Source organism: Pseudonocardia sp. NPDC049635 (assembly GCF_040659795.1).
Lineage (GTDB): Bacteria > Actinomycetota > Actinomycetes > Mycobacteriales > Pseudonocardiaceae > Pseudonocardia.
In genome coordinates this window covers 19,092-39,128 of record NZ_JBFAON010000019.1, presented here as the reverse complement: position 1 = coordinate 39,128, position 20,037 = coordinate 19,092, and the positions used below count along the sequence as shown (strand labels likewise).

Here is a 20,037-nt window from a genome sequence, read left to right as displayed (position 1 = left end):
GCCGGGGGAAACCCGCAGGTGGCCGGTTCGTCCGCCGGTAGGGTCGGACGCTATGAGCGGGCCCACGCAGCAGTACGACTGGGGATCCATCTCCGGTGCCGAACCGCCCGAGCGGACACGGCCGGAGCGGCTGCCGGTTCCGGCGCACGTCTCGTCGGACATCGGGCTGCTGGTGCTGCGCGTCGTCGTCGGCGGCATCTTCGCCGCCCACGGAGCGCAGAAGGTGTTCGGGCTGCTCGGTGGTCTGGGCCCGGCCGGCACCGCCGACGCACTCGCCGAGGCCGGGTTCAGCGCGTTCGCGCAACCACTGGCCTGGGCGCTCGGCGTCGGCCAGCTGGTGCTGGGTGCGCTACTGGTGATCGGCTTGCTCACCCCGTTCGCGGCGGCCGGGCTGCTCGCCACCAAGATCGTCGCGATCGTGCTGTCGCTCGGACCCGACGGCCCGGTGGTGCCCCTGTTCGCCGCCGACGGCCCGAACTCCCTGGAGCTGCACCTGCTGCTCGGGGGCGGTGTGGCGGCACTGCTGTTCGCCGGTGCCGGGCGGATCGCGCTCGACGCCGGTCGCACCTACCAGCGACGCCCGCTGCCGTGGTCGGTGCTCTCCCTGGTGATCGGCGTGGGGGTCGCGCTGCTGGTCCTGTTCGTGCTGCGTCGATGACGGCCCCGCCCGACGAGGTCTGGCTCGCACCGCTGGCGACGCGACTGCGCCGGGAGGTGCGGGTCGCCGGCCGTGCACCGCTGGCCGGTGGGCACGCGTCGGCCGCGGTCGAGCGGATCGACCTCGACGACGACAGCTCGGTCGTCCTGAAGGCCGCCGCGCCCGACGAGATTGCCGCGCTCCGGGCGGTCGCCGTCGTGAACGGCCCGGTGCGGGTGCCCCGGATGCTCGCCTCCGGCAACGGCTGGGTCGTCCTCGCACACGAACCGGGTGCTCCGCTGCCGCCGGGCGCCCCGGTGCCCGACGAGGTGTGGTGCACCCTGGCCCTGGTGCACGCGCACTGGCGGCGGAACCGGCCACGCGGCGTCCCGGTGGTCGACCCGACCTGGTGGGGGCAACTGTGCGGGCTCGCCTCGGTCGGTCTGCAGGCTGCCGCTGCCCGGGTGGCCGACGCCGGCCGTATCTACCTGGAGGCCGACGCGACCGTCCGCACCTGGGCGGCCGACAGCCGGATCAGCACCGCCCTCGCTGCGCTGCCCCGCACGCTGTGCCACGGCGACGCGCACCGTGGGAACGTCCACATCGGACCGTCCGGGGCCGTGCTGCTGGACTGGGGGAACGCCCGCGTCGCACCGGGCTCGCTGGACACCGTCGTGCTCGCCGCGCCGCCGGCCGACGGACCGGCCGACGCCCCGGCCGACCCGGTTCCGGAGATCTACCGGGCCACCCTGCACGAGGCGCTGGGCACGCCCGATCCACCGGCAATGATCGCCGTCGAGTCGGCCTGGGCGCGGTTGCACGCGCACGCTCAGTACCTGCCGTTCGCCGCCGAGCACCAGAGCGCGGACCGGGTCGCGTCGATGGTGCGGGTCGCCGCCGCCGCACTCGACGAGCTCGGTGAGCTGCTGGGGGACCGGCGGCTCCGGTGACCGGCCGCGCCGCCCCCGAGCCGCCGGGACTGTGGGAGCGGCTGCAGGCCGCTCGGTTGCCGGCCGTCCCGGGAAGCAGCCGGGAGGTGTGGCCGTGGTGGTTGTTCCTGTTCGGCGCGCTGTTGGTCCTGCCGCTGCACCTGAGCATGCCCGACGCCCCCGAGGTGCTGCCACTGCTGCGGGCCGTCGCCTTCGCCGCCGCGGTGCTGCTCGCCCGGTGGTACCCCGGAGTCGCCCTGTGCGCGACCGTGGTGCTGCAACTGCCACTGCCCGGCCACGGCGGCGCCCCGCCCCCGTGGTTCCTCGACACCGTCGTCGCACAGGTCGTGGTGACCCTCGCCGGTACCGCCGCGCTGGGTGGCCGGCTCGCCGTGTCGCTGACCGCCCTGGTCGTCGCATGCGGTGCCGTCCGTGCACTCGTGGCGGTGCAGACCGGGCAGTGGACGCTTCAGCTCACCGGACCGCTGGCGCTGTGGGCGGCCGGTGTCGTGCTGGCCTGCGCGGTCGGGCTCCGACGACACGACCGGGTACGGACGGCGCTGGCCCGGTTGGCCGAGACCCGTCGCCGTCAGGTGCACGAGGAGCGGGAACGGATCGGCCGGGAGCTCCACGACGTCGTGGCGCACCACCTGTCGGTCCTCGCCGTTCGCGCGGCCAGTGCGGCCCGCCGGGTCCCGGAGGTGTCCGCGCCGGCCGCAGCCGAGTTCGACGAGATCGCCACGCTGTCCCGGACCGCCCTCGGCGACATGCGACGGTTGGTCGGCGTGCTGCACGGGACGGGCGAGTCGGAGCGCCATCCCCAGCCCGGCTTGGCGGACCTTCCCGGGTTGGTCGAGGCCACCCGCGGCGCCGGGTGCGCGATCGAGGTGACGACCACCGGGGACGTCGACGACGTGCTCGGCGTGTCGGTGTACCGGATCGTGCAGGAGGCGCTCGCCAACGCGGTGCGGCACGCCACCGGCGCCGACGTACGGATCCGGGTGGACGCCGCGGGCGCGGGCCCGGTCCGCGTCAGCGTCGAGAACGGGCGGCCACCAGCGGCACCGGTGTCCGCGCCAGGGGCCGGATCGGGGCTGCGCGGGATGGGTGAGCGGGCGCGGTTGCTCGGTGGCACGTTCGAGGCGGGTCCGACCCCCGACGGTGGCTTCTCCGTCCGCGCGACACTGCCCAGGGAGGCGACATGATCACCGTGGTGATCGCCGACGACCAGGCGATGGTCCGGGCAGGCTTCGCCGCGCTGCTCGACGGTGAGCCCGATCTGCAGGTGCTCGGTCAGGCAGCCGACGGCCGGGAGGCGGTCGCCCTCGTGCGCGAGCGGCGCCCCGACGTGGTGCTGATGGACATCCGGATGCCGGTGCTCGACGGTCTCGCCGCGTCCCGCGAGCTGTTGTCCGGTGGCGGGTACCGGCCGACGATCGTCGTGCTCACCACCTTCGACCTGGACGACTACGTCTACGAGGCGCTGCGCGCCGGCGTCAGCGGTTTCCTGCTCAAGGGCGCCACTCCGGCCGCCCTGGCCGAGGCGGTGCGGGTGGCGGCCGCGGGTGACGCACTGCTCTCCCCGTCGGTCACCCGCCGGATGATCGCCCGGTTCGCGACCCGCCGTCCGCCACCGGCCCGGGAACGCGCCCGCCTGGCCGGGTTGACCGTCCGCGAACGGGACGTGCTCCGGCTGATCGCCCGAGGCCTGTCCAACACCGAGGTGGCCACCGACCTGGTCATTGCGGAGGAGACGGTGAAGTCGCACGTCGGGCGCCTGTTCGCCAAGCTGGGCCTGCGGGACCGGGCACAGGCCGTGGTGTTCGCCTATGAGTCCGGGCTGGTCTCGCCGGGTGGCTGAAACCTCCCGCCGGGGAGCCACTCCGGGTGCACCCTGCGGGGTGAGGTCCGGGCACCCGTCGGTGCCCGACGCTGCGCCGCGTGATGCTCCGTCGCCGACCGCACCGACCCCCGCTCGCCATCCGGGCCCTCGCGGTCGTCGGGTGCGCCGCCGTCGCCTGGCCGTTCCTGCACGGAGTCCCCGGGCTCGGGCTCCCGGTCGGCTGGTTCGCGCAGTACCGGATCGACCTGGACGTCTACCGGCTCGGTGCGGACGCCTGGCTGACCGGGCAACCGCTGTACGGTCCCGCCTTCCCCGTCACCGGTTACGGCGAGGCACTGCCCTTCGTGTACCCACCGATCGCCGCGGTGATGTTCGTCCCGTTCAGCTGGTTGCCGATGCCCGCTGCGGCGACCCTGCTGACCGTCGTGTCGGCCGCGGTCCTGCTCGCGGTGCTGGCCTCGGTGGTGCGGGCGCTCGGCAGGCGGGCCGGCGGATGGACGGTCGCGGCCGCCCTACCGCTGGTCCTGCTCACCGACCCGGTCCGGTTGGTCCTGCTGCTCGGGCAGGTCAACCTGCTGTTGATGGGCCTGGTCTGGGCGGGGCTCCTGGGCCGAGGGCGGTGGCGCGGGTTCGGCGTCGGTGTCGCCGCGGCGATCAAGCTGACGCCGCTGGTCTTCGTGGTGTGGTTCCTGCTCGTCGGGGACCGCCGGGCCGCAGCGCGGGCGGCCGGGACCTTCGTCGCGCTGACCGGGCTGGGCGCCCTGCTCGCCCCGGCGGACTCGCCGGACTACTGGGGTGGTCGCCTGGTCGGGCTCGGGGCCGGGGCCGCGCTCGACCTCGCTTACGCCGGGAACCAGAGCCTCCGCGGCGCCGTCGAACGCTGGGGGCTCCCCGCTGCCGCGACGACCGGGTGCTGGCTGGTGCTGGCCGGTACGGTCGGGATCCTGGCGCTGCTGCTCGCGCGCCGCTGCGTGGCGTTGGGGGAGTCGCTGCTCGCCGCGTCCGTGCTCTCGATCGCCGGCCTGCTCGTCTCACCCATCTCCTGGTCGAATCACTGGGTATGGGTGCTCCCGGCACTGCCTGTGCTGGTCGACACCGCCCGCCGCCGCGGTTCGGGCGCCCTGCGAGGGGCGCTCGCGGCCGGGGCGCCATCGCTCGTGGTCGGCACGCACTGGCTGCTGCCGCACGGGGACGGACGGGAACGCGACTGGTCACCGGCCGAGCAGCTGATCGGGGCGAGTCTGACGTGGTGGGGGGTGGTAGTGCTGGTCGTCGTTCTGCTGGTGATCGCACAGGGCCCCGTCGCCCCACGGCCCCACCCCTCCGCCGCACCGACGCGCTTCCCCTCGGGTCCGTCACGCGCGAGCGATGACTCGGTCGGTCCGCCGCGCCGCCGGGCCACGCACTGAACCGCTTCCCGTCGCGCCGGCACCCGCACCGCAGCGGCACCGGCGCCGCGCCGAGATGCAGCTCAGCGGGCCTTGGAGATCAACAATTCCCGCTGAGGTGCATCTCGGCGGGACGGGACGCGGCACGGCGGACCGGACGTGGCGCGGCGGGGCGAGGCGGCGGACCGGACGCGGCGCGGTGGGCGAGGCGGGACGCGGCGGGGCAGAGCGGGGTGTGGCGGGGCGTGCGGTGAGGATCAGCGGCCGACGTTGCGCTGCAGGTGCTCCGGGTAGCGCTCGCCGGCCACCCCGGCCGCGGCGGCCTCCAGCTCCGCGTTCTCCTGCGCGGACAGCTCCAGTTCGGCGGCGGCGACGTTCTCCTCCAGGTAGCGGCGCCGCTTCGTCCCCGGGATCGGGACGACGTGCTCGCCGCGCCCCTGCACCCAGGCCAGCGCGAGCTGCCCGGCGCTCACCCCGCGGCGCTCAGCGAGGGCGCGCAGCGTCTCGACGATCGCCAGGTTCGTGGCCAGGTTGTCCTCGGAGAACCGGGGGAGACCGCGACGCATGTCACCCTCGCCGAGCTGCCCGGACGAGGTGATCGCACCGGTCAGAAAGCCGCGGCCGAGCGGGGAGAACGGCACGACACCCACCCCCAGCTCCGCGCACACCGGTGCGACCGAGTCCTCGATGTCGCGGGTCCACAGCGACCACTCCGACTGCACCGCGGCCGGCGGGTGCACCGCGTGCGCGCGGCGCAGGGTCTCCGCGCCGCACTCGGACAGCCCGTAGTGCCGGATCTTCCCGGCGTCGATGAGCTCGACGAGCGCGCCGACGGTCTCCTCGATCGGCGTGTCCGGGTCGACCCGGTGCTGGTAGTAGAGGTCGATGTGGTCGACACCGAGCCGGCGGAGCGACTCCTCGGCGCAGCGGTGCACGTAGGCCGGGTCGCCCTGCGCGCCCTGGTTGCCCTCGGCGTCGCGGACGATGCCGAACTTCGTCGCCAGCACGACCCGGTCCCGACGGTCGGCGATCGCGGCGCCGACGAGTTCCTCGTTGGCGCCGTCGCCGTAGACGTTCGCGGTGTCGAGCAGGGTCACACCGAGGTCGAGGGCGCGGTGGATCGTGGCGATCGACTCGGCCCGGTCACCGGCCCCGTAGCTCTGCGACATGCCCATGCAACCGAGCCCCTGTGCGGAGACGGTCAGGGATCCGAGCGTGCGTGTTCCGAGGGCCATGTGACCAACGTAGACCGGGTCAGGGGATGCGACGCACCGCTCCGGTGTCGGCGCTGGTCGCCATGTGGGCGTAGGCCCGCAGCGCCTTGGACACGGTGCGCTGGCGGTCCACCGGCTGCCAGGGCCGCTCGGCGGCCTCCATCTTGGCGCGCCGGTCGGCCAGCACCTCGGCGTCGACCAGCAGTTCCAGGGAGCGGGCACGCACGTCGAGCCGGATCCGGTCGCCGTTCTCCACCAGGCCGATGGTGCCGCCCGCGGCGGCCTCCGGGGAGATGTGGCCGACCGAGATGCCCGACGAGCCACCGGAGAACCGGCCGTCGGTGATCAGCGCGCAGACCTTGCCGAGGCCGGCACCCTTGAGGAACGCGGTGGGGTGCAGCATCTCCTGCATCCCCGGCCCGCCGGACGGACCCTCGTAGCGGATGACCAGCACGTCACCGGGCTTGATCTCCTTGCGCAGGATCGCCGAGACCGCGTCCTCCTGGCTCTCCAGGACCACGGCCGGGCCCTCGAACTCCCAGATGTCCTCCGGGATGCCCGCGGTCTTGATCACCGCGCCGTCGACCGCCAGGTTGCCGCGCAGCACGGCCAGCCCGCCGTCGGCGGAGTAGGCGTGCTCGAGGTCGCGGATGCACCCGCCCGCGGCGTCGAGATCCAGCGACGACCAGCGGTTCTCGGTCGAGAACGCCTGCGTGGTCCGGACCCCGCCGGGGGCCGCGTGGTACAGCTCGACCGCCCGCTCCGACGGGGCGGCCGAGCGGATGTCCCACTCGGTCAGCCACTGCTCGAGCGAGGGCGAGTGCACCGAGTGGACGTCGGTGTTCAGCAGCCCGGCCCGCCACAGCTCGCCCAGGATCGCCGGGATGCCGCCGGCCCGGTGGACGTCCTCCATGTGGTAGTCCGAGTTCGGTGCGACCTTGCTCAGGCAGGGCACCCGCCGCGAGATCTCGTCGATGGCGGCGAGATCGAAGTCGATCTCGCCCTCCTGGGCGGCGGCGAGGATGTGCAGCACGGTGTTCGTCGAGCCGCCCATGGCGACGTCGAGCGCCATCGCGTTCTCGAACGCCTTGCGGGTGGCGATGTTGCGCGGCAGGGCGGACGCGTCGTCGTCGCGGTACCACCGGGTCGCCAGGTCCATCACGGTGCGGCCGGCGTCGAGGAACAGCTCGCGGCGGGCCGCGTGGGTGGCCAGCGTCGATCCGTTGCCCGGCAGCGACAGCCCGAGTGCCTCGGTGAGGCAGTTCATCGAGTTCGCGGTGAACATCCCGGAGCAGGACCCGCAGGTCGGGCAGGCGGAGCGCTCGACCTCGGCCAGGCCGGCCTCGTCCACCTCGGACGAGGCCGAGGCCGCGATCGCGGTGATCAGGTCGGTCGGAGCCTGCGCCACCCCGCCGACGACGACCGCCTTGCCCGCCTCCATCGGCCCGCCGGAGACGAAGACGGTCGGGATGTTGAGCCGCATCGCGGCGTTCAACATCCCCGGGGTGATCTTGTCGCAGTTCGAGATGCACACCAGCGCGTCGGCGGCGTGCCCGTTCACCATGTACTCGACGGCGTCGGCGATGATCTCGCGTGAGGGCAGCGAGTAGAGCATCCCACCGTGCCCCATGGCGATGCCGTCGTCGACGGCGATCGTGTTGAACTCCTTGGCGACCCCGCCCGCCTCCTTGATCGCGCCTGCGACCAGGTCACCCATGTCCTTGAGATGCACGTGGCCGGGCACGAACTGGGTGTAGGAGTTCGCGATCGCGACGATCGGCTTGCCGAAGTCGTCGTCGCCCATACCGGTGGCGCGCCAGAGCGAGCGGGCTCCGGCGGCGTTACGGCCGTGGGTGGTGACGCGGGAGCGCAGGGCGGGCATGTCGTGGGTCCCCAGACGTGTTCTGGACGGTGCGGGCGGCCGGGCGGGCGCACGCGTCGCGGTGGTGGGGTGCACACCGGCCCGGGGCGGCGCGCGCGGGCGGGGCGGGTGACGCCCGATGGCCCGTACGTGCCGTTCGTCCTCACGGTACGCCCACCGGCGGGCACGCGAGCGGGGCGGGAGAGCCCTCAGCGCTCGCGCAGGATCGTGAGGATCGCCGCGAGCTGCTCGTCGATGCCGTCGAGGCGACGGTCGACGCGGTCGAAGCGTTGGTCGAAGCCGTCGAGGCGACGGTCCACGCCGTCGAAGCGTTGGTCCATGCCATCGAAGCGCTGGTCCATGCCGTCGAGGCGCTGGTCCATGCCGTCGAGGCGTTGGTCCATGCCGTCGAAGCGGCGGTCGACGCCGTCGAAGCGTTGGTCGACGCCGTCGAAGCGTTCGTCGACGGAACGGCTGAGCTCGCCGAGCCCGATCTCCACCGCACCGACCCGCAGACCGAGGGAGTCGACCTTGCCCTCGATCCGGGCACTGATCTCGTACAGGGCGTCGATGTCGGCGCCGTGCCGCCGGACCCGTCGGTCCAGCTCGGAGCGGTCCATCTCGGGCGACGGCATGGCGGGCAGAGTAGGGCACCGACCCGCCGCGCGGGGCCGAACGTGCGATCCGGTCGTCAGGCCTCGCCGACCGGATCGGCGAACCGCCCGCCCGACGCCACCGACAACGCGGGCAGGTCCCGCACGTGCACCGCGCGCAGGGTGAGTTCGTCGTGGGGGAGCACCGCGCTCACCGACGACCGCTTCCCCAGCCGCAGCCCGCGCACGTCGTCCCAGGCGACCGTCCGCGAGCCGGTGAGGGTCCGCACGGTCACCGTCGACGGGTCCACGGTCGTGCGGATCCGCAGCACCCAGACCGTCACCGCCACCGGGACGAGCAGGAACAGCCAGAAGTAGGGCACGCTGAAGTACAGCGGCAACCCGCCGACGGCGGCGAACAACGCCACCACGATGGTCAGCCGGGACGGCTTGAACACCAGCCTGCGCGTCCCCTCGCGGACCTTGCGGCCCTCGTCGCGGACCCGCGGCGTGTAGGCGACGCCGACGTCCACATGCTGGACGGGCTCCGCTGCAGGGGTCGGCTCCCCGACCGACGTGGTCTCGGCGGCCTCACGGTCGTCTGTGCTGCTCACGGGTCCAGTGTGACACCGGTGGATCGTCGCCCGGGGCCCCGCTCGGGTGGGGTCGATTGACGCCGCTCGTGGGACGCGTGCTAGCGTCGCAGTCATGTTCGCCGTTCGAATTCTCGTACTTCCCGGGCGCGTCGCCGCCTGAGTTCGACGATCTCGAACGTCACGACGACGCGCTCACCCTCGCAGGAGCCCGGACCTCCGGGCGGCGGGGGTTTTTTCATGTCCGGCATCTGATCGACAACGATCTCCAGCGAGGCAGACCCAGATGACCACCGCCCACTCCAAGTCCGGCGCGCCCGGCCCGAAGCCGGGCCCGCCGCCGGGCCGGTCCGCCGGGCCGCGCACCGAGCCGACCGCCCGCAGCCACGGCTCCGGGGCCCCGGACACCACGGTGCCCGGACCGCGGATCGTCGACGAACCGATGACCGGTGCCCAGTCCCTGGTCCGGTCGCTCGAGGAGATCGGCTGCGAGGTGGTCTTCGGGCTGCCGGGCGGGACCATCCTCCCGGCCTACGACCCGTTGCTCGACTCGACGAGGGTGCGCCACATCCTGGTCCGGCACGAGCAGGGTGCCGGGCACGCCGCCACCGGGTACGCGCAGGCCACCGGCAAGGTCGGGGTCTGCATGGCGACGTCCGGGCCGGGTGCGACGAACCTGGTCACCCCGATCGCCGACGCCTACATGGACTCGGTTCCGCTGGTGGCCATCACCGGCCAGCAGACCCGGCCGCTGATCGGCACCGACGCCTTCCAGGAGGCCGACATCACCGGCATCACCCTGCCGGTGACCAAGCACAACATGCTGGTGACCGACGCGACGCAGATCCCGCGCGCGATCGCCGAGGCCTTCCACCTGGCGTCCACCGGCCGGCCCGGCCCGGTCCTGGTGGACATCCCGAAGGACGTGCTGCAGGAGCAGACCACGTTCTCCTGGCCCCCGGAGCTGGCTCTGCCCGGTTACCGGCCGACGACCCGGCCGCACGGCAAGCAGATCCGCGAGGCCGCCCGGCTCATCCGGGAGTCCCGCCGGCCGGTGCTCTACGTCGGCGGCGGCGTGCTCAAGGCGGAGGCGTCGGCCGAGCTGCGGGAGCTGGCCGAGCTGACCGGGGCGCCGGTCGTCACCACCCTGATGGCCCGCGGTGTCTTCCCGGACAGTCATCCGCAGCACCTGGGCATGCCGGGTATGCACGGCACCGTCGCGGCGGTCGCGTCGATGCAGCGGTCCGACCTGCTGGTCGCGCTCGGGGCCCGGTTCGACGACCGGGTCACCGGCAAGCTGGAGAGCTTCGCGCCGGACGCGAAGGTCGTGCACGCCGACATCGACCCGGCCGAGATCTCCAAGAACCGCCGCGCCGACGTGCCGATCGTCGGGGACTGCAAGGAGGTCCTGGCCGAACTGGTCGAGGCCGTCCGCGCGGACCGGGCCGAGTACGGCGAGCCGGACCTCACCGGCTGGTGGCGCCAGGTCGGCGGGCTGCGCGAGCGCTACCCGCTCGGGTACACCGAGCCGGCCGACGGTTCGCTGTCGCCGGAGTACGTGATCGAGCGGATCGGGGCCATCGCCGGCCCGGACGCGATCTACACCGCGGGCGTCGGGCAGCACCAGATGTGGGCCGCCCAGTTCGTCCGTTACGAGAAGCCGCGCACCTGGCTGAACTCCGGGGGCCTCGGCACGATGGGCTACGCGGTGCCGGCCGCGATGGGGGCCAAGGTCGGCGAGCCGGACACCGTCGTGTGGTGCATCGACGGCGACGGCTGCTTCCAGATGACCAACCAGGAGCTCGCCACCTGCGCGATCGAGGGCATCCCGATCAAGGTCGCCGTGATCAACAACGGCAACCTGGGCATGGTCCGCCAGTGGCAGACCCTGTTCTACGGCGAGCGCTACTCCAACACCGACCTCAACACCCACAAGCTGCGCATCCCGGACTTCCCGATGCTGGCCGAGGCGATGGGCTGCGTGGGGCTGCGGGTCGAGTCGGCCGAGGACGTCGACCGGGTCATCCATCAGGCGATGGAGATCGACGACCGCCCGGTCGTCGTCGAGTTCGTGGTCGGCGCCGACGCCCAGGTCTGGCCGATGGTCGCCGCGGGCACCAGCAACGACGAGATCAAGGTCGCCCGTGACATCCGCCCCGAGTTCGACAACGACGAGCTGGCGGCGTCGGTCGACGAGGTCGCGGACGTGACCGAGAAGGCCCTGTCCGAAGCGGAGAACGACCGATGAGCGAGCTGCACACCCTGTCGGTCCTCGTCGAGGACAAGCCCGGCGTCCTGGCCCGCGTCTCCGGTCTGTTCTCCCGCCGCGGTTTCAACATCAATTCGTTGGCCGTCGGCCCGACCGAGCACCCGGACATCTCCCGGATGACGATCGTGGTCGAGGTCGACGAGCTCCCGATGGAGCAGGTCACCAAGCAGCTGAACAAGCTCGTGCACGTCATCAAGATCGTCGAGCTGGAGCCGGACGCCTCGGTGCAGCGCGAGCTGCTGCTGGTCAAGGTCCGGGCCGACGCGACCGTGCGCAGCCAGGTGCTGGAGACCGTCCAGCTGTTCCGGGCGAAGGTCGTCGACGTGTCCCCGGAGGCCGTCACGGTCGAGGCCACCGGCACCGCGGACAAGCTCGGCGCCCTGCTCCGGATGCTGGAGCCCTACGGGATCCGCGAGATGGTCAAGTCCGGGATGGTCGCGGTGGGTCGCGGCCCCCGGTCCATCACCGCGGCCTCCGTCCGTTAGACAGACGTCGCACACACCCCTCCGAGAGGAACTGTCCCAGAGTCATGAGTGTCAACATCTACTACGACGCAGACGCCGACCTGTCGATCATCCAGGGCCGCAAGGTCGCCGTGATCGGCTACGGCTCCCAGGGGCACGCGCACGCGCTGTCCCTGCGTGACTCCGGGGTCGAGGTGAAGATCGGTCTGCCGGAGGGCTCGAAGTCCCGGCAGAAGGCCGCCGACGAGGGCCTCGAGGTCGGTACGCCGGCCGAGGTGTCCGCCTGGGCGGACCTGATCATGGTGCTGGCGCCGGACACCAAGCAGCGCACCATCTACACCCAGGACATCGAGCCGAACCTCAACGATGGCGACGCGCTGTTCTTCGGGCACGGCTTCAACATCCGCTACGAGCTGATCAAGCCTCCGGCGGGCGTGGACGTCGCGATGGTCGCCCCGAAGGGCCCGGGGCACCTCGTCCGCCGCCAGTTCGTCGACGGCAAGGGCGTGCCCGCGCTGATCGCCGTCGAGCAGGACCCGTCGGGCAACGCCAAGGCGCTCGCGCTCTCCTACGCGGCCGGGATCGGCGGCGCCCGCGCGGGCGTCATCGAGACCACGTTCAAGGAGGAGACCGAGACCGACCTGTTCGGTGAGCAGGCCGTCCTCTGCGGCGGTGCCGCCGCGCTGGTGCAGACCGGTTTCGAGGTGCTGACCGAGGCGGGTTACGCCCCGGAGATCGCCTACTTCGAGTGCCTGCACGAGCTCAAGCTGATCGTCGACCTCATGTACGAGGGCGGCATCGCCAACGAGCGGTTCTCCATCTCCGACACCGCCGAGTACGGCGACCTCACCCGCGGCCCGCGGGTGATCACCCCGGAGGTGAAGAAGAACATGGAGGCGATCCTCAAGGAGGTCCAGGACGGGACCTTCGCCCGCGAGTGGGTCGCCGAGGACGAGAACGGCCGTCCGAACTTCACCAAGCTGCAGCAGCAGGGTGCCGAGCACCCGATCGAGCAGGTCGGGGAGAAGCTCCGTGGCCTGATGAGCTGGGTCGGCGAGAAGGCCAAGTGAGACAAGCCTGCGGAACGACCTCCGCCTGATCACCGCCGGGTGCCGCCCGGCAGAATGAGGCCCGCGGACCGCACGGTCCGCGCCCGCCTGCGGCCCGGGCGCATCCACTCGGGAACAGGCATACGGAACCCCCGCCCGTCACCATCGGGCGGGGGTTCCGTCCGTTCGGGGCCGGCCCCGAACCGCCGGTACGACCCCGCTCACGTAGTTCCGCCGGGGCCGGTGACCCGGCCTAGGATGGGCCGCGGCCAGGCACCGCACGACCCGACCCGGGAGCACCGTCACACCGTGAGCACCGTCGCCACCCAGAACCGCCCCGTCGTCCTGCTCGCCGAGAAGCTCGCGCCCTCCGCGGTCGAGCTGCTGGGCGACGACGTCGAGATCCGCCACGTCGACGGCACCGACCGCCCGGCGTTGCTGAAGGAGATCGCCGACGCCGACGCGCTGCTGGTCCGCTCCGCGACCCAGGTGGACGCCGAGGTGCTCGCCGCCTCGACCCGGTTGAAGGTCGTCGCCCGGGCCGGGGTCGGCCTGGACAACGTCGACGTCCCGGCGGCGACCGCGCGCGGCGTCCTCGTCGTGAACGCGCCGACCTCGAACATCGTCTCGGCCGCCGAGCACGCGGTCGCCCTGTTGCTGGCGGCGGCCCGGCACATCCCGGCCGCCGACGCCGCGCTGCGCAAGGGGCAGTGGAAGCGGTCGGCCTACAGCGGGATCGAGCTGAACGGCAAGACCGCGGGCATCGTCGGGCTCGGCAAGATCGGCCAGCTGGTCGCCCAGCGGCTGGCGGCGTTCGGCGTCCGGCTGGTCGCCTACGACCCCTACATCGCGCCGTCGCGGGCCGCCCAGCTCGGCATCGAGCTGCTGGAGCTCGACGAGCTGCTCCGCACCGCCGACGTCATCTCCATCCACCTGCCGAAGACGCCGGAGACCCACGGCCTGATCGGTAAGGACCAGCTCGCGATCACCAAACCCGGGGTGATCATCGTGAACGCCGCCCGCGGCGGCCTGGTCGACGAGGACGCGCTCGCCGAGGCGGTCCGTTCCGGGCACGTCGGCGGCGCCGGTGTCGACGTCTACGCCAGCGAGCCGACGACCTCCAGCCCGTTGTTCGAGCTGGAGAACGTCGTCGCCACCCCGCACCTCGGTGCCTCCACGGTCGAGGCCCAGGACCGCGCCGGCACCGATGTCGCCCGCTCGGTGCAGCTGGCCCTGGCCGGTGAGTTCGTGCCGGACGCGGTGAACGTTCAGGTCCACGGCACCGTCGGCGAGGAGGTCCGGCCGTGGCTGCCGCTGGTGCAGAAGCTGGGCACCACGCTGCACGCCGTCGCCGGGCGCACCCCGAGCTCGGTCACCGTCGACATCGCGGGCGAGCTCGCCGGTGAGGACGTCTCGGTGCTGGCGCTGGCGGCGCTGCGCGGCGTGTTCACCCACGTCGTGGAGGACCAGGTCACATTCGTCAACGTGCCTCAGCTGGCGCAGGAGCGCGGTGTCTCGGTGGAGGTGACGACCACCCCGGAGAGCGCGAACCACCGCTCCGTGGTGCAGTTGCGCGGCGCGATGCCCGACGGCGAGTCGGTCACCGTCTCCGGCACCCTCACCGGGCGGGCCGAGGTGCAGAAGCTGGTCGAGATCAACGGCCGGCACTTCGACCTGCGCGCCGAGGGCGAGGTCGTGCTGCTGGAGTACGCCGACCGGCCGGGTGTGATGGGCCGGGTCGGTTCGTTGCTCGGCGAGGCCGCGGTGAACATCGAGGCCGCCCAGATCTCGCAGACCACCGAGGGCACCGACGCCGTGATGCTGCTGCGGGTGGACCGGCACATCGACCCGGCGGTGCTGGAGCCGATCGGCGCCTCCGTCGGGGCCCGCACGATCCGGTTGATCTCCTTCGGCGGCTGACCCGACGAGCCGGTGACGGTGCGTTCCCGGCTCCGATGTGGGATCGTGTTCGCCCGCGCAGTGGGATGGGGGATGCGCGATGTGGTGGGTGAGGACAGTTCTGCTGACCGCGACGGGGCTCGCGGTGGCGCTGATGCTGATGTTCGCGATCGCGTTCGTGACCGGCATCTCGATGGCGGTGCCGGGCGTGGTCGCCGTCGAGTCGGTGGTCACCGGGCCCCCGTCGGCCAGCATGACGGTCGGGCCGGGACTCCTGCTGGTCGCGGTCGTGCTGGCCGTGCTGATCGAGGTGCCGGGGCGACTGCGGGCCCGCCGGGCGCTCGCCGCGCAGCGGACCGCTCCGCAACCGTGCGGGGCCGGGCGGTAGCGGCCGCTCAGGTCCGCGGCGCCCAGCCCAGCGCGGGCCCCAGCTTCGTGGCCATGTCGGTGAGGATCTGCAGGTAGTCCTCCGGCGGGAACCCGAACGGCAGCGCGAAGACGACCTCGTCGACCTCCTGGAACCCGGCGTGGGCGTACAGCGCCTCGGCGATCTCCTCCGACGGGCCGACCAGGTCCCGGGCGAACAGCAGGCCCGCCGGGCCCTGCGGGATCCCGACCCGGACGTCGCGGGCCCTGGCGTAGTCGGTGTAGCGGGCCCGCTGCTCGGCCGTCGCCGAATCGGTCGGCACCGCCACCAGACCCTGCGAGACACGGCCGGACGGGTTCGCCGCGCGGTAGCCGAGGATCTGCCGGCGCTGGATCGTCGCGAAGTCGGTCTCACCGGACGCCGGGGCGCGCACCACGCTGCTGGTCAGCAGGTTCAGCCCCTGCTCACCGGCCCAGACCGCGGAGCTGTCGCTGCCCGCGCCGTACCACATCCGGTCGATCAACCCGGGGGAGTGCGGCTGCACCCGCTCGGAGAACGTCTCGATCCCGACCGTGCCGGAGAACGAGCTGGCCGGCTCACCGCGGACGAACCGCAGCAGCCGGGACACCCGCTCCCGGCCGAAGTCCTCGACGTCGGCGGTGTCCGGGTACAGGGCGTCGCGCACGTGCTCCCACTGCATCGGCGGGCCGACGCTGACACCGGGCTGGAGCCGGCCGCCGGAGAGCACGTCGACGGTCGCCAGGTCCTCGGCGAGCCGTAGCGGGTTCTCCCAGCCCAGCGGGATGACCGCGGTGCCGAGTTCGATCCGCGACGTGCGCTGGGTGGCCGCCGCGAGCACGGCGACCGGCGAGGAGATCCCGTGCTGCAGGTGCCGGTGCCGGACGAACGCGCTGTCGAACCCCAACCGTTCGCCCAGCGCGATCACCTCCAGCGTGGCCTCGTGGCCGGGGCCCGGATCGTCGGCGTCGAACGAACCGATCGTCAGGAAACCGAGGCGGCGCAGCGGCTGTGAGGAGGTGGGCACAGCGGTGCCAACGCGGTCAGATCCATCCCTCTTCCCAGGCCCGCCGAGCGGCCTCGTGCCGGGTCCGCGCGTCGAGCGTGGTCATCGCCGAGGACAGGTAGTTGCGCACCGTGCCCTGTGCGAGGTGCAGCTCACCGGCGATGTCGGCGACCGTGCCACCGGAGCGGGCCGCACGCAGCACGTCGAGCTCCCGGGCGGTCAGCGGGCAGTCCGCCTCGGTGAGCGCCATCGCCGCGATGTCGGGGTCGACGAACCGTCGTCCGCCGTGCACGCGGCGGACGACGTCGGCGACCTGCTGCACGGGTGTCGACTTGGGCAGGAAACCGGACGCCCCGGCGGCCAGCGCGCGGCGCAGCACACCCGGTCTGGCGTGCCGGGTGACCACGACCGTCCTGGTCGGCGAGCCGGCGAGCCGCTCGCAGACCCCGACCCCGTCGAGCACCGGCATCTCCAGGTCGAGCAGCGCGACGTCCGGACGTTCCCGGGTCGCGGCGTCCACCGCGGTGCCGCCGTCGGCGCACTCGGCGACCACCCGGATGTCGTCCTCCAGGTCGAGCAGCGCGACCAGCGCGGTGCGGGTCATCTCCTCGTCGTCGGCCACCAGCAACCGGATCGGCATCCGGTCCGCAGCGCTCACCGGTTCACCCCCGCCGGTCCGTGGACCCGATCACCCGACCGGTCCTCTGTGTGATCTTCCGTGTCGTCCTCCGGGCCGCTGAGCAGCACCACCCGCAGCCGGAACCCGCCCGCACCGTCCGGGCCGGCCTCGACGTCACCGCCCCGCTTGCCGATCCGGTCGCGTACCCCGGCCAGCCCGGTCCCGCCGTGCGGGTCGGCGGCACCCGGCGCGTCCGGCACGCCGTCGTTGTGCACGTCCAGCTCGGTGCGGTCACCGGCCCGCCGGACGGTGAACCTCACCCGGGTCGGATCGCTGTGCCGGAGCACATTGGTGGCGGCCTCCCGGACCACCGGGCCGAGCAGCACGGCGTGCACCGCGGGGACCGCGGTCGCGTCCCCGACCACCTCGGCGTCCGCGCCGGCGGCCCGCAGCAGACCGGCCGCGTTGCGCAGCTCACCCGCGAGGTCGGCGGCGCGGTAGCCGTGGACCAGCGCGCGGGTCTCGGCGAGTGCGTCGGCGGCCAGGGTGCGGACGGTGCGGGCGTGCCGGGCGGCGGCCTCGGGCTCGGTGCCGACGAGCCGCTCGGTGAGCTCGGCGTGCATGGCGATGGCGTGCAGCGAGTGCCCCTGCACGTCGTGCAGCTCGGCCGCGATCCGGGCCCGCTCCCGGGTGGTCGCCAGCTCCTCGGCCAGCCGCCGGGACTCCTCCAGCCGGTCGAACACCCGCAGCACCCAGATCTGACCCAGATCGGCTGCCGCCGGGAACCCCAGCAGGAACAGCGCGATGATCGGGCGCAGCCACGGCGTCGGGTAGGTCGGGAGACCGACCGCCGTCGTCGCCCCGGCCGCGATCACGACGGCCACCGCGGCGACGCCGAGATCGGCGCGCCGCCAGCCGCGGACCGACAGCAGCACCGACAGCGCCACCCCCGGCACCAGCAACCACAGCCCGGCGATCCTCGGCGCGTCGCGGGCCACCAGCAGCAGGCCGCCGGTAGCGGCCAGCAGCGCGGCCACGGCCACCCCCTGCCGCAGCGGTGTCGGCGGTGCGCCGTCGGCCCGGACGAGGGTCAGATGTGCGCCTGCGACACCGACGACGACGAGCAGCAGGAACAGCGACGGGAGGCTCGTCGTGGGGTGCGGCCAGTCGTCGTCGACCAGGCCCAGTGCCGCCATGCCGGTGAACAGCACCGCGGTCACGACCAGACCGGAGCGCAGGTAGACGCGAGCGGCCCGGATACCGCCCCCCGGCCGGTCGGCGCGCCCGCCCACCGGCCCGCTGACAGCCGACCGTCTGACAGATGTCATCCCGTGCCCCCGCCGAACCCATGCCCGCCCGTGCCGTTCCGACCCTACTGACCGCCCCGTCCGGGGGAGATGCTCGCTGTGCACCACCGGAGCGAGGAGGACCCGTGCAGTTGTCGACCGACCGTCACCGGCCCCGGCCGGCGCCGATCCCGGAGCGCGGACCGGCCGCCGGAACCGCGCAACCCGTCGCCGCCCGTGGGCGGCGCGGCAGTCGTGCAGGAGTGTCCCGTTGAGGGGGCGGGACACCCCCGACGAGCCGGTGATCGAGGCCCACGGCCTCGAGTTCCGGTACGGCGGGACGGTGGCGGTGGACGACGTCGAACTGGTGGTGCACCCCGGGGAGGTCTTCGGGCTGCTGGGCACCAACGGCGCGGGGAAGACGACGACGCTGGAACTCGTGCAGGGCTTCCGCAGGCCGGACGCCGGCACGGTCCGGTTGTTCGGGCTCGACCCGGTCACCGCCGGGCGGGCCGTCCGCCGCCGGACCGGTGCCGTCCTGCAGCAGGCCGGGTTCCTGGCCGAGCTGACCGTCGCCGAGACCGTGCGGATGACGGCCGCGCTCTCCAGTCGCAGCGACGACATCGACGAGTGCATCACCCGGGTCGGTCTCGGCCACCGGCGGGACGTGGCCGTCGGTCAGCTCTCGGGCGGCGAGCGGCGCCGGCTCGACATCGCCACCGCCACCTGGGGCGGACCCGACCTGGTGATCATGGACGAGCCGACCACCGGCCTGGACCCGGAGTCACGCCGGGTCCTGTGGGCGATGGTCCGCAGGCTGCGCGCCGACGGCGCCGCGGTCGTCCTCACCACGCACTACCTGGAGGAGGTGGAGGCGCTGGCCGACCGTTTGGCGATCATGCACGCCGGTCGGGTCGCGATCGCGGGGACGCTGGAGTCGGTGCTGGCCAGCCGGCCCGCCGCCGTCACCGCCGAACTGGACGCGGGGGTGCACCCGCCCCGGATGCCGGGACTGAGCACGGCGTCGGCCGGGCAGGGCCGCACCGTGCTGCGGCTGGAGTCGACGGACCTGACCCGGGCGACCCACACACTGACCGGCTGGGCGCTGGAGGCCGGCGTCCGGCTGCACCGGCTGCGCGCCACCGAGGCCGGACTGGACGAGGTGTTCCACGCCGTCAGCGGGAGCACCGACGTGGCCGGCCCGACGGGGGTGGCCCGGTGAGCGCCCCGGCACCGCACCGCGGCGGCCGGTGGTGGCGGCTCGCCCCGGTCGAGGCACGGATGGTGCTGCGTCGCCGCACCGTGGCACTGAGCATGCTCGCGGGGCCGCTGATGATGGTGTTCTTCGCGGTGGTGGTGTCACCGGAGGGGCCGGAGGGCTGGGGGATGCTCGCCGGGATCTCCGGGCTGATCGGGATGCTGCTCTCGGTCTACGCGAGCGCCGCGACCGTGTTCACGCTGCGCCGCGAGTCGGGGGCGCTGGCCCGGTTGCGGACGACCGAGCTGTCCGGGGCGGGGATCGTCGCGGCGACCGGTGCGCCGCTGTTCGTCGTGGGGGTGGCGCAGACGCTGCTGGTCCTCGCGGTGTTCGTCGCGCTCGGTGCGCCGGCGCCCGCCCAACCGCTGCTGCTGGTCGTGCCGATCGTCCTCGGTGGCGCGTTCTGCGTCGTCGCCGGGGCCCTGACCAGCACGTTCAGCTCCGGGGCCGAGAGTGTCCAGTTCACCGTGCTGCCGTTGGTCATCGTCGCGTCGGTCGCGGCGAACCTGCTGGCCACCGGGGTCGACCCGGCGTTGCGCGGGGCCCTGTTGCTGGTCCCCGGCACCCCGGTCGCCGATCTGATCGTGACCGCGTGGACCGGGGTCCCCGGCCCGGCCGTCGCCGGTCTCGCCCCGACCGTCCTCGGGCCGCTGCTGCTCGTGGCGTGGATCGCGATCGCGGTGCTCGGCGCGGCCGCCCGCTGGCGGTGGACCCCGCGTGGATGATCCGCCCGGGTCACCCGAA

At 73.3% G+C, this 20,037-nt stretch carries 19 protein-coding genes; 12 read left to right on the top strand and 7 right to left on the bottom strand.

Annotated elements, in window-relative coordinates; translation table 11 throughout:
- Positions 1-52 precede the first annotated feature (52 nt).
- The 5 genes from AB0J24_RS20980 to AB0J24_RS20960 all read left to right on the top strand — a co-directional run bounded on the left by AB0J24_RS20980 (position 53) and on the right by AB0J24_RS20960 (position 4,818).
- Entirely contained in the window at positions 53-658 is a 606-nt protein-coding gene (locus AB0J24_RS20980; protein ID WP_358683801.1) for a DoxX family protein, read from the top strand.
- Positions 655-1,587, top strand: coding sequence for a phosphotransferase (locus AB0J24_RS20975; protein WP_358683799.1), 933 nt, complete (start codon positions 655-657; stop codon positions 1,585-1,587). The genes AB0J24_RS20980 and AB0J24_RS20975 overlap by 4 nt, the downstream gene beginning before the upstream one ends.
- Positions 1,584-2,771, top strand: coding sequence for a histidine kinase (locus tag AB0J24_RS20970; protein WP_358683797.1), 1,188 nt, complete (start codon positions 1,584-1,586; stop codon positions 2,769-2,771). Before AB0J24_RS20975 ends, AB0J24_RS20970 begins: the two co-directional genes overlap by 4 nt.
- Positions 2,768-3,427 carry a response regulator transcription factor gene (locus tag AB0J24_RS20965; RefSeq protein WP_358683795.1) on the top strand — a complete coding sequence of 220 codons (660 nt, stop codon included), beginning with the start codon at positions 2,768-2,770 and terminating at the stop codon, positions 3,425-3,427. Before AB0J24_RS20970 ends, AB0J24_RS20965 begins: the two co-directional genes overlap by 4 nt.
- Positions 3,428-3,510: 83 nt before the next feature.
- Positions 3,511-4,818, top strand: coding sequence for a glycosyltransferase 87 family protein (locus AB0J24_RS20960; RefSeq protein ID WP_358683943.1), 1,308 nt, complete (start codon positions 3,511-3,513; stop codon positions 4,816-4,818).
- A gap of 236 nt (positions 4,819-5,054) precedes the next feature.
- On the opposite strand, the gene AB0J24_RS20955 is transcribed toward AB0J24_RS20960, so the two are convergent.
- The 4 genes from AB0J24_RS20955 to AB0J24_RS20940 all read right to left on the bottom strand — a co-directional run bounded on the left by AB0J24_RS20955 (position 5,055) and on the right by AB0J24_RS20940 (position 9,079).
- A complete protein-coding gene (locus AB0J24_RS20955) occupies positions 5,055-6,032 on the bottom strand; it encodes an aldo/keto reductase (protein ID WP_358683794.1) in 978 nt (325 codons plus the stop codon).
- A gap of 19 nt (positions 6,033-6,051) precedes the next feature.
- Positions 6,052-7,893 (bottom strand): dihydroxy-acid dehydratase, encoded by a 1,842-nt coding sequence (gene ilvD, locus AB0J24_RS20950; RefSeq protein WP_358683793.1) that lies wholly within the window; start codon positions 7,891-7,893, stop codon positions 6,052-6,054.
- Between the two features lie 188 nt (positions 7,894-8,081).
- On the bottom strand, positions 8,082-8,507 hold the full coding sequence (locus tag AB0J24_RS20945) for a hypothetical protein (RefSeq protein ID WP_358683791.1): 426 nt from the start codon (positions 8,505-8,507) through the stop codon (positions 8,082-8,084).
- 56 nt (positions 8,508-8,563) lie between these two features.
- Positions 8,564-9,079, bottom strand: coding sequence for a PH domain-containing protein (locus tag AB0J24_RS20940; protein WP_358683790.1), 516 nt, complete (start codon positions 9,077-9,079; stop codon positions 8,564-8,566).
- Between the two features lie 265 nt (positions 9,080-9,344).
- Here AB0J24_RS20940 and AB0J24_RS20935 point away from each other — a divergent pair, with 265 nt between their 5' ends.
- From AB0J24_RS20935 to AB0J24_RS20915, 5 genes are all read left to right on the top strand, one after another.
- Complete coding sequence (locus AB0J24_RS20935) at positions 9,345-11,306, top strand: acetolactate synthase large subunit (protein ID WP_358683788.1); 1,962 nt, start codon at positions 9,345-9,347, stop codon at positions 11,304-11,306.
- On the top strand, positions 11,303-11,812 hold the full coding sequence (gene ilvN, locus AB0J24_RS20930) for an acetolactate synthase small subunit (RefSeq protein WP_344027366.1): 510 nt from the start codon (positions 11,303-11,305) through the stop codon (positions 11,810-11,812). The genes AB0J24_RS20935 and ilvN overlap by 4 nt, the downstream gene beginning before the upstream one ends.
- A gap of 44 nt (positions 11,813-11,856) precedes the next feature.
- Complete coding sequence (ilvC, locus tag AB0J24_RS20925; protein WP_358683786.1) at positions 11,857-12,861, top strand: ketol-acid reductoisomerase; 1,005 nt, start codon at positions 11,857-11,859, stop codon at positions 12,859-12,861.
- A 288-nt stretch (positions 12,862-13,149) separates the two neighbouring features.
- Positions 13,150-14,760, top strand: coding sequence for a phosphoglycerate dehydrogenase (serA, locus tag AB0J24_RS20920; RefSeq protein ID WP_358683784.1), 1,611 nt, complete (start codon positions 13,150-13,152; stop codon positions 14,758-14,760).
- 88 nt (positions 14,761-14,848) lie between these two features.
- Positions 14,849-15,127: a hypothetical protein gene (locus AB0J24_RS20915; RefSeq protein ID WP_358683782.1), complete on the top strand. Its 279-nt coding sequence runs from the start codon at positions 14,849-14,851 to the stop codon at positions 15,125-15,127.
- A gap of 7 nt (positions 15,128-15,134) precedes the next feature.
- Here the strand turns inward: AB0J24_RS20915 and AB0J24_RS20910 are convergent, their stop codons facing one another.
- From AB0J24_RS20910 to AB0J24_RS20900, 3 genes are read right to left on the bottom strand one after another with little or no spacing between them, the layout of a single operon-like run.
- Entirely contained in the window at positions 15,135-16,151 is a 1,017-nt protein-coding gene (locus tag AB0J24_RS20910) for an LLM class flavin-dependent oxidoreductase (protein ID WP_358683780.1), read from the bottom strand.
- A gap of 16 nt (positions 16,152-16,167) precedes the next feature.
- Positions 16,168-16,770, bottom strand: coding sequence for a response regulator transcription factor (locus AB0J24_RS20905; protein ID WP_358683941.1), 603 nt, complete (start codon positions 16,768-16,770; stop codon positions 16,168-16,170).
- A 14-nt stretch (positions 16,771-16,784) separates the two neighbouring features.
- A complete protein-coding gene (locus AB0J24_RS20900; RefSeq protein WP_358683778.1) occupies positions 16,785-17,969 on the bottom strand; it encodes a histidine kinase in 1,185 nt (394 codons plus the stop codon).
- A gap of 337 nt (positions 17,970-18,306) precedes the next feature.
- On the opposite strand from AB0J24_RS20900, the gene AB0J24_RS20895 reads away from it, so the two are divergent.
- Both AB0J24_RS20895 and AB0J24_RS20890 read left to right on the top strand, forming a co-directional pair.
- Positions 18,307-19,257 carry an ABC transporter ATP-binding protein gene (locus AB0J24_RS20895; protein WP_358683776.1) on the top strand — a complete coding sequence of 317 codons (951 nt, stop codon included), beginning with the start codon at positions 18,307-18,309 and terminating at the stop codon, positions 19,255-19,257.
- Positions 19,254-20,018 (top strand): ABC transporter permease, encoded by a 765-nt coding sequence (locus AB0J24_RS20890; RefSeq protein ID WP_358683774.1) that lies wholly within the window; start codon positions 19,254-19,256, stop codon positions 20,016-20,018. Before AB0J24_RS20895 ends, AB0J24_RS20890 begins: the two co-directional genes overlap by 4 nt.
- The last annotated feature ends 19 nt before the right edge of the window (positions 20,019-20,037 follow it).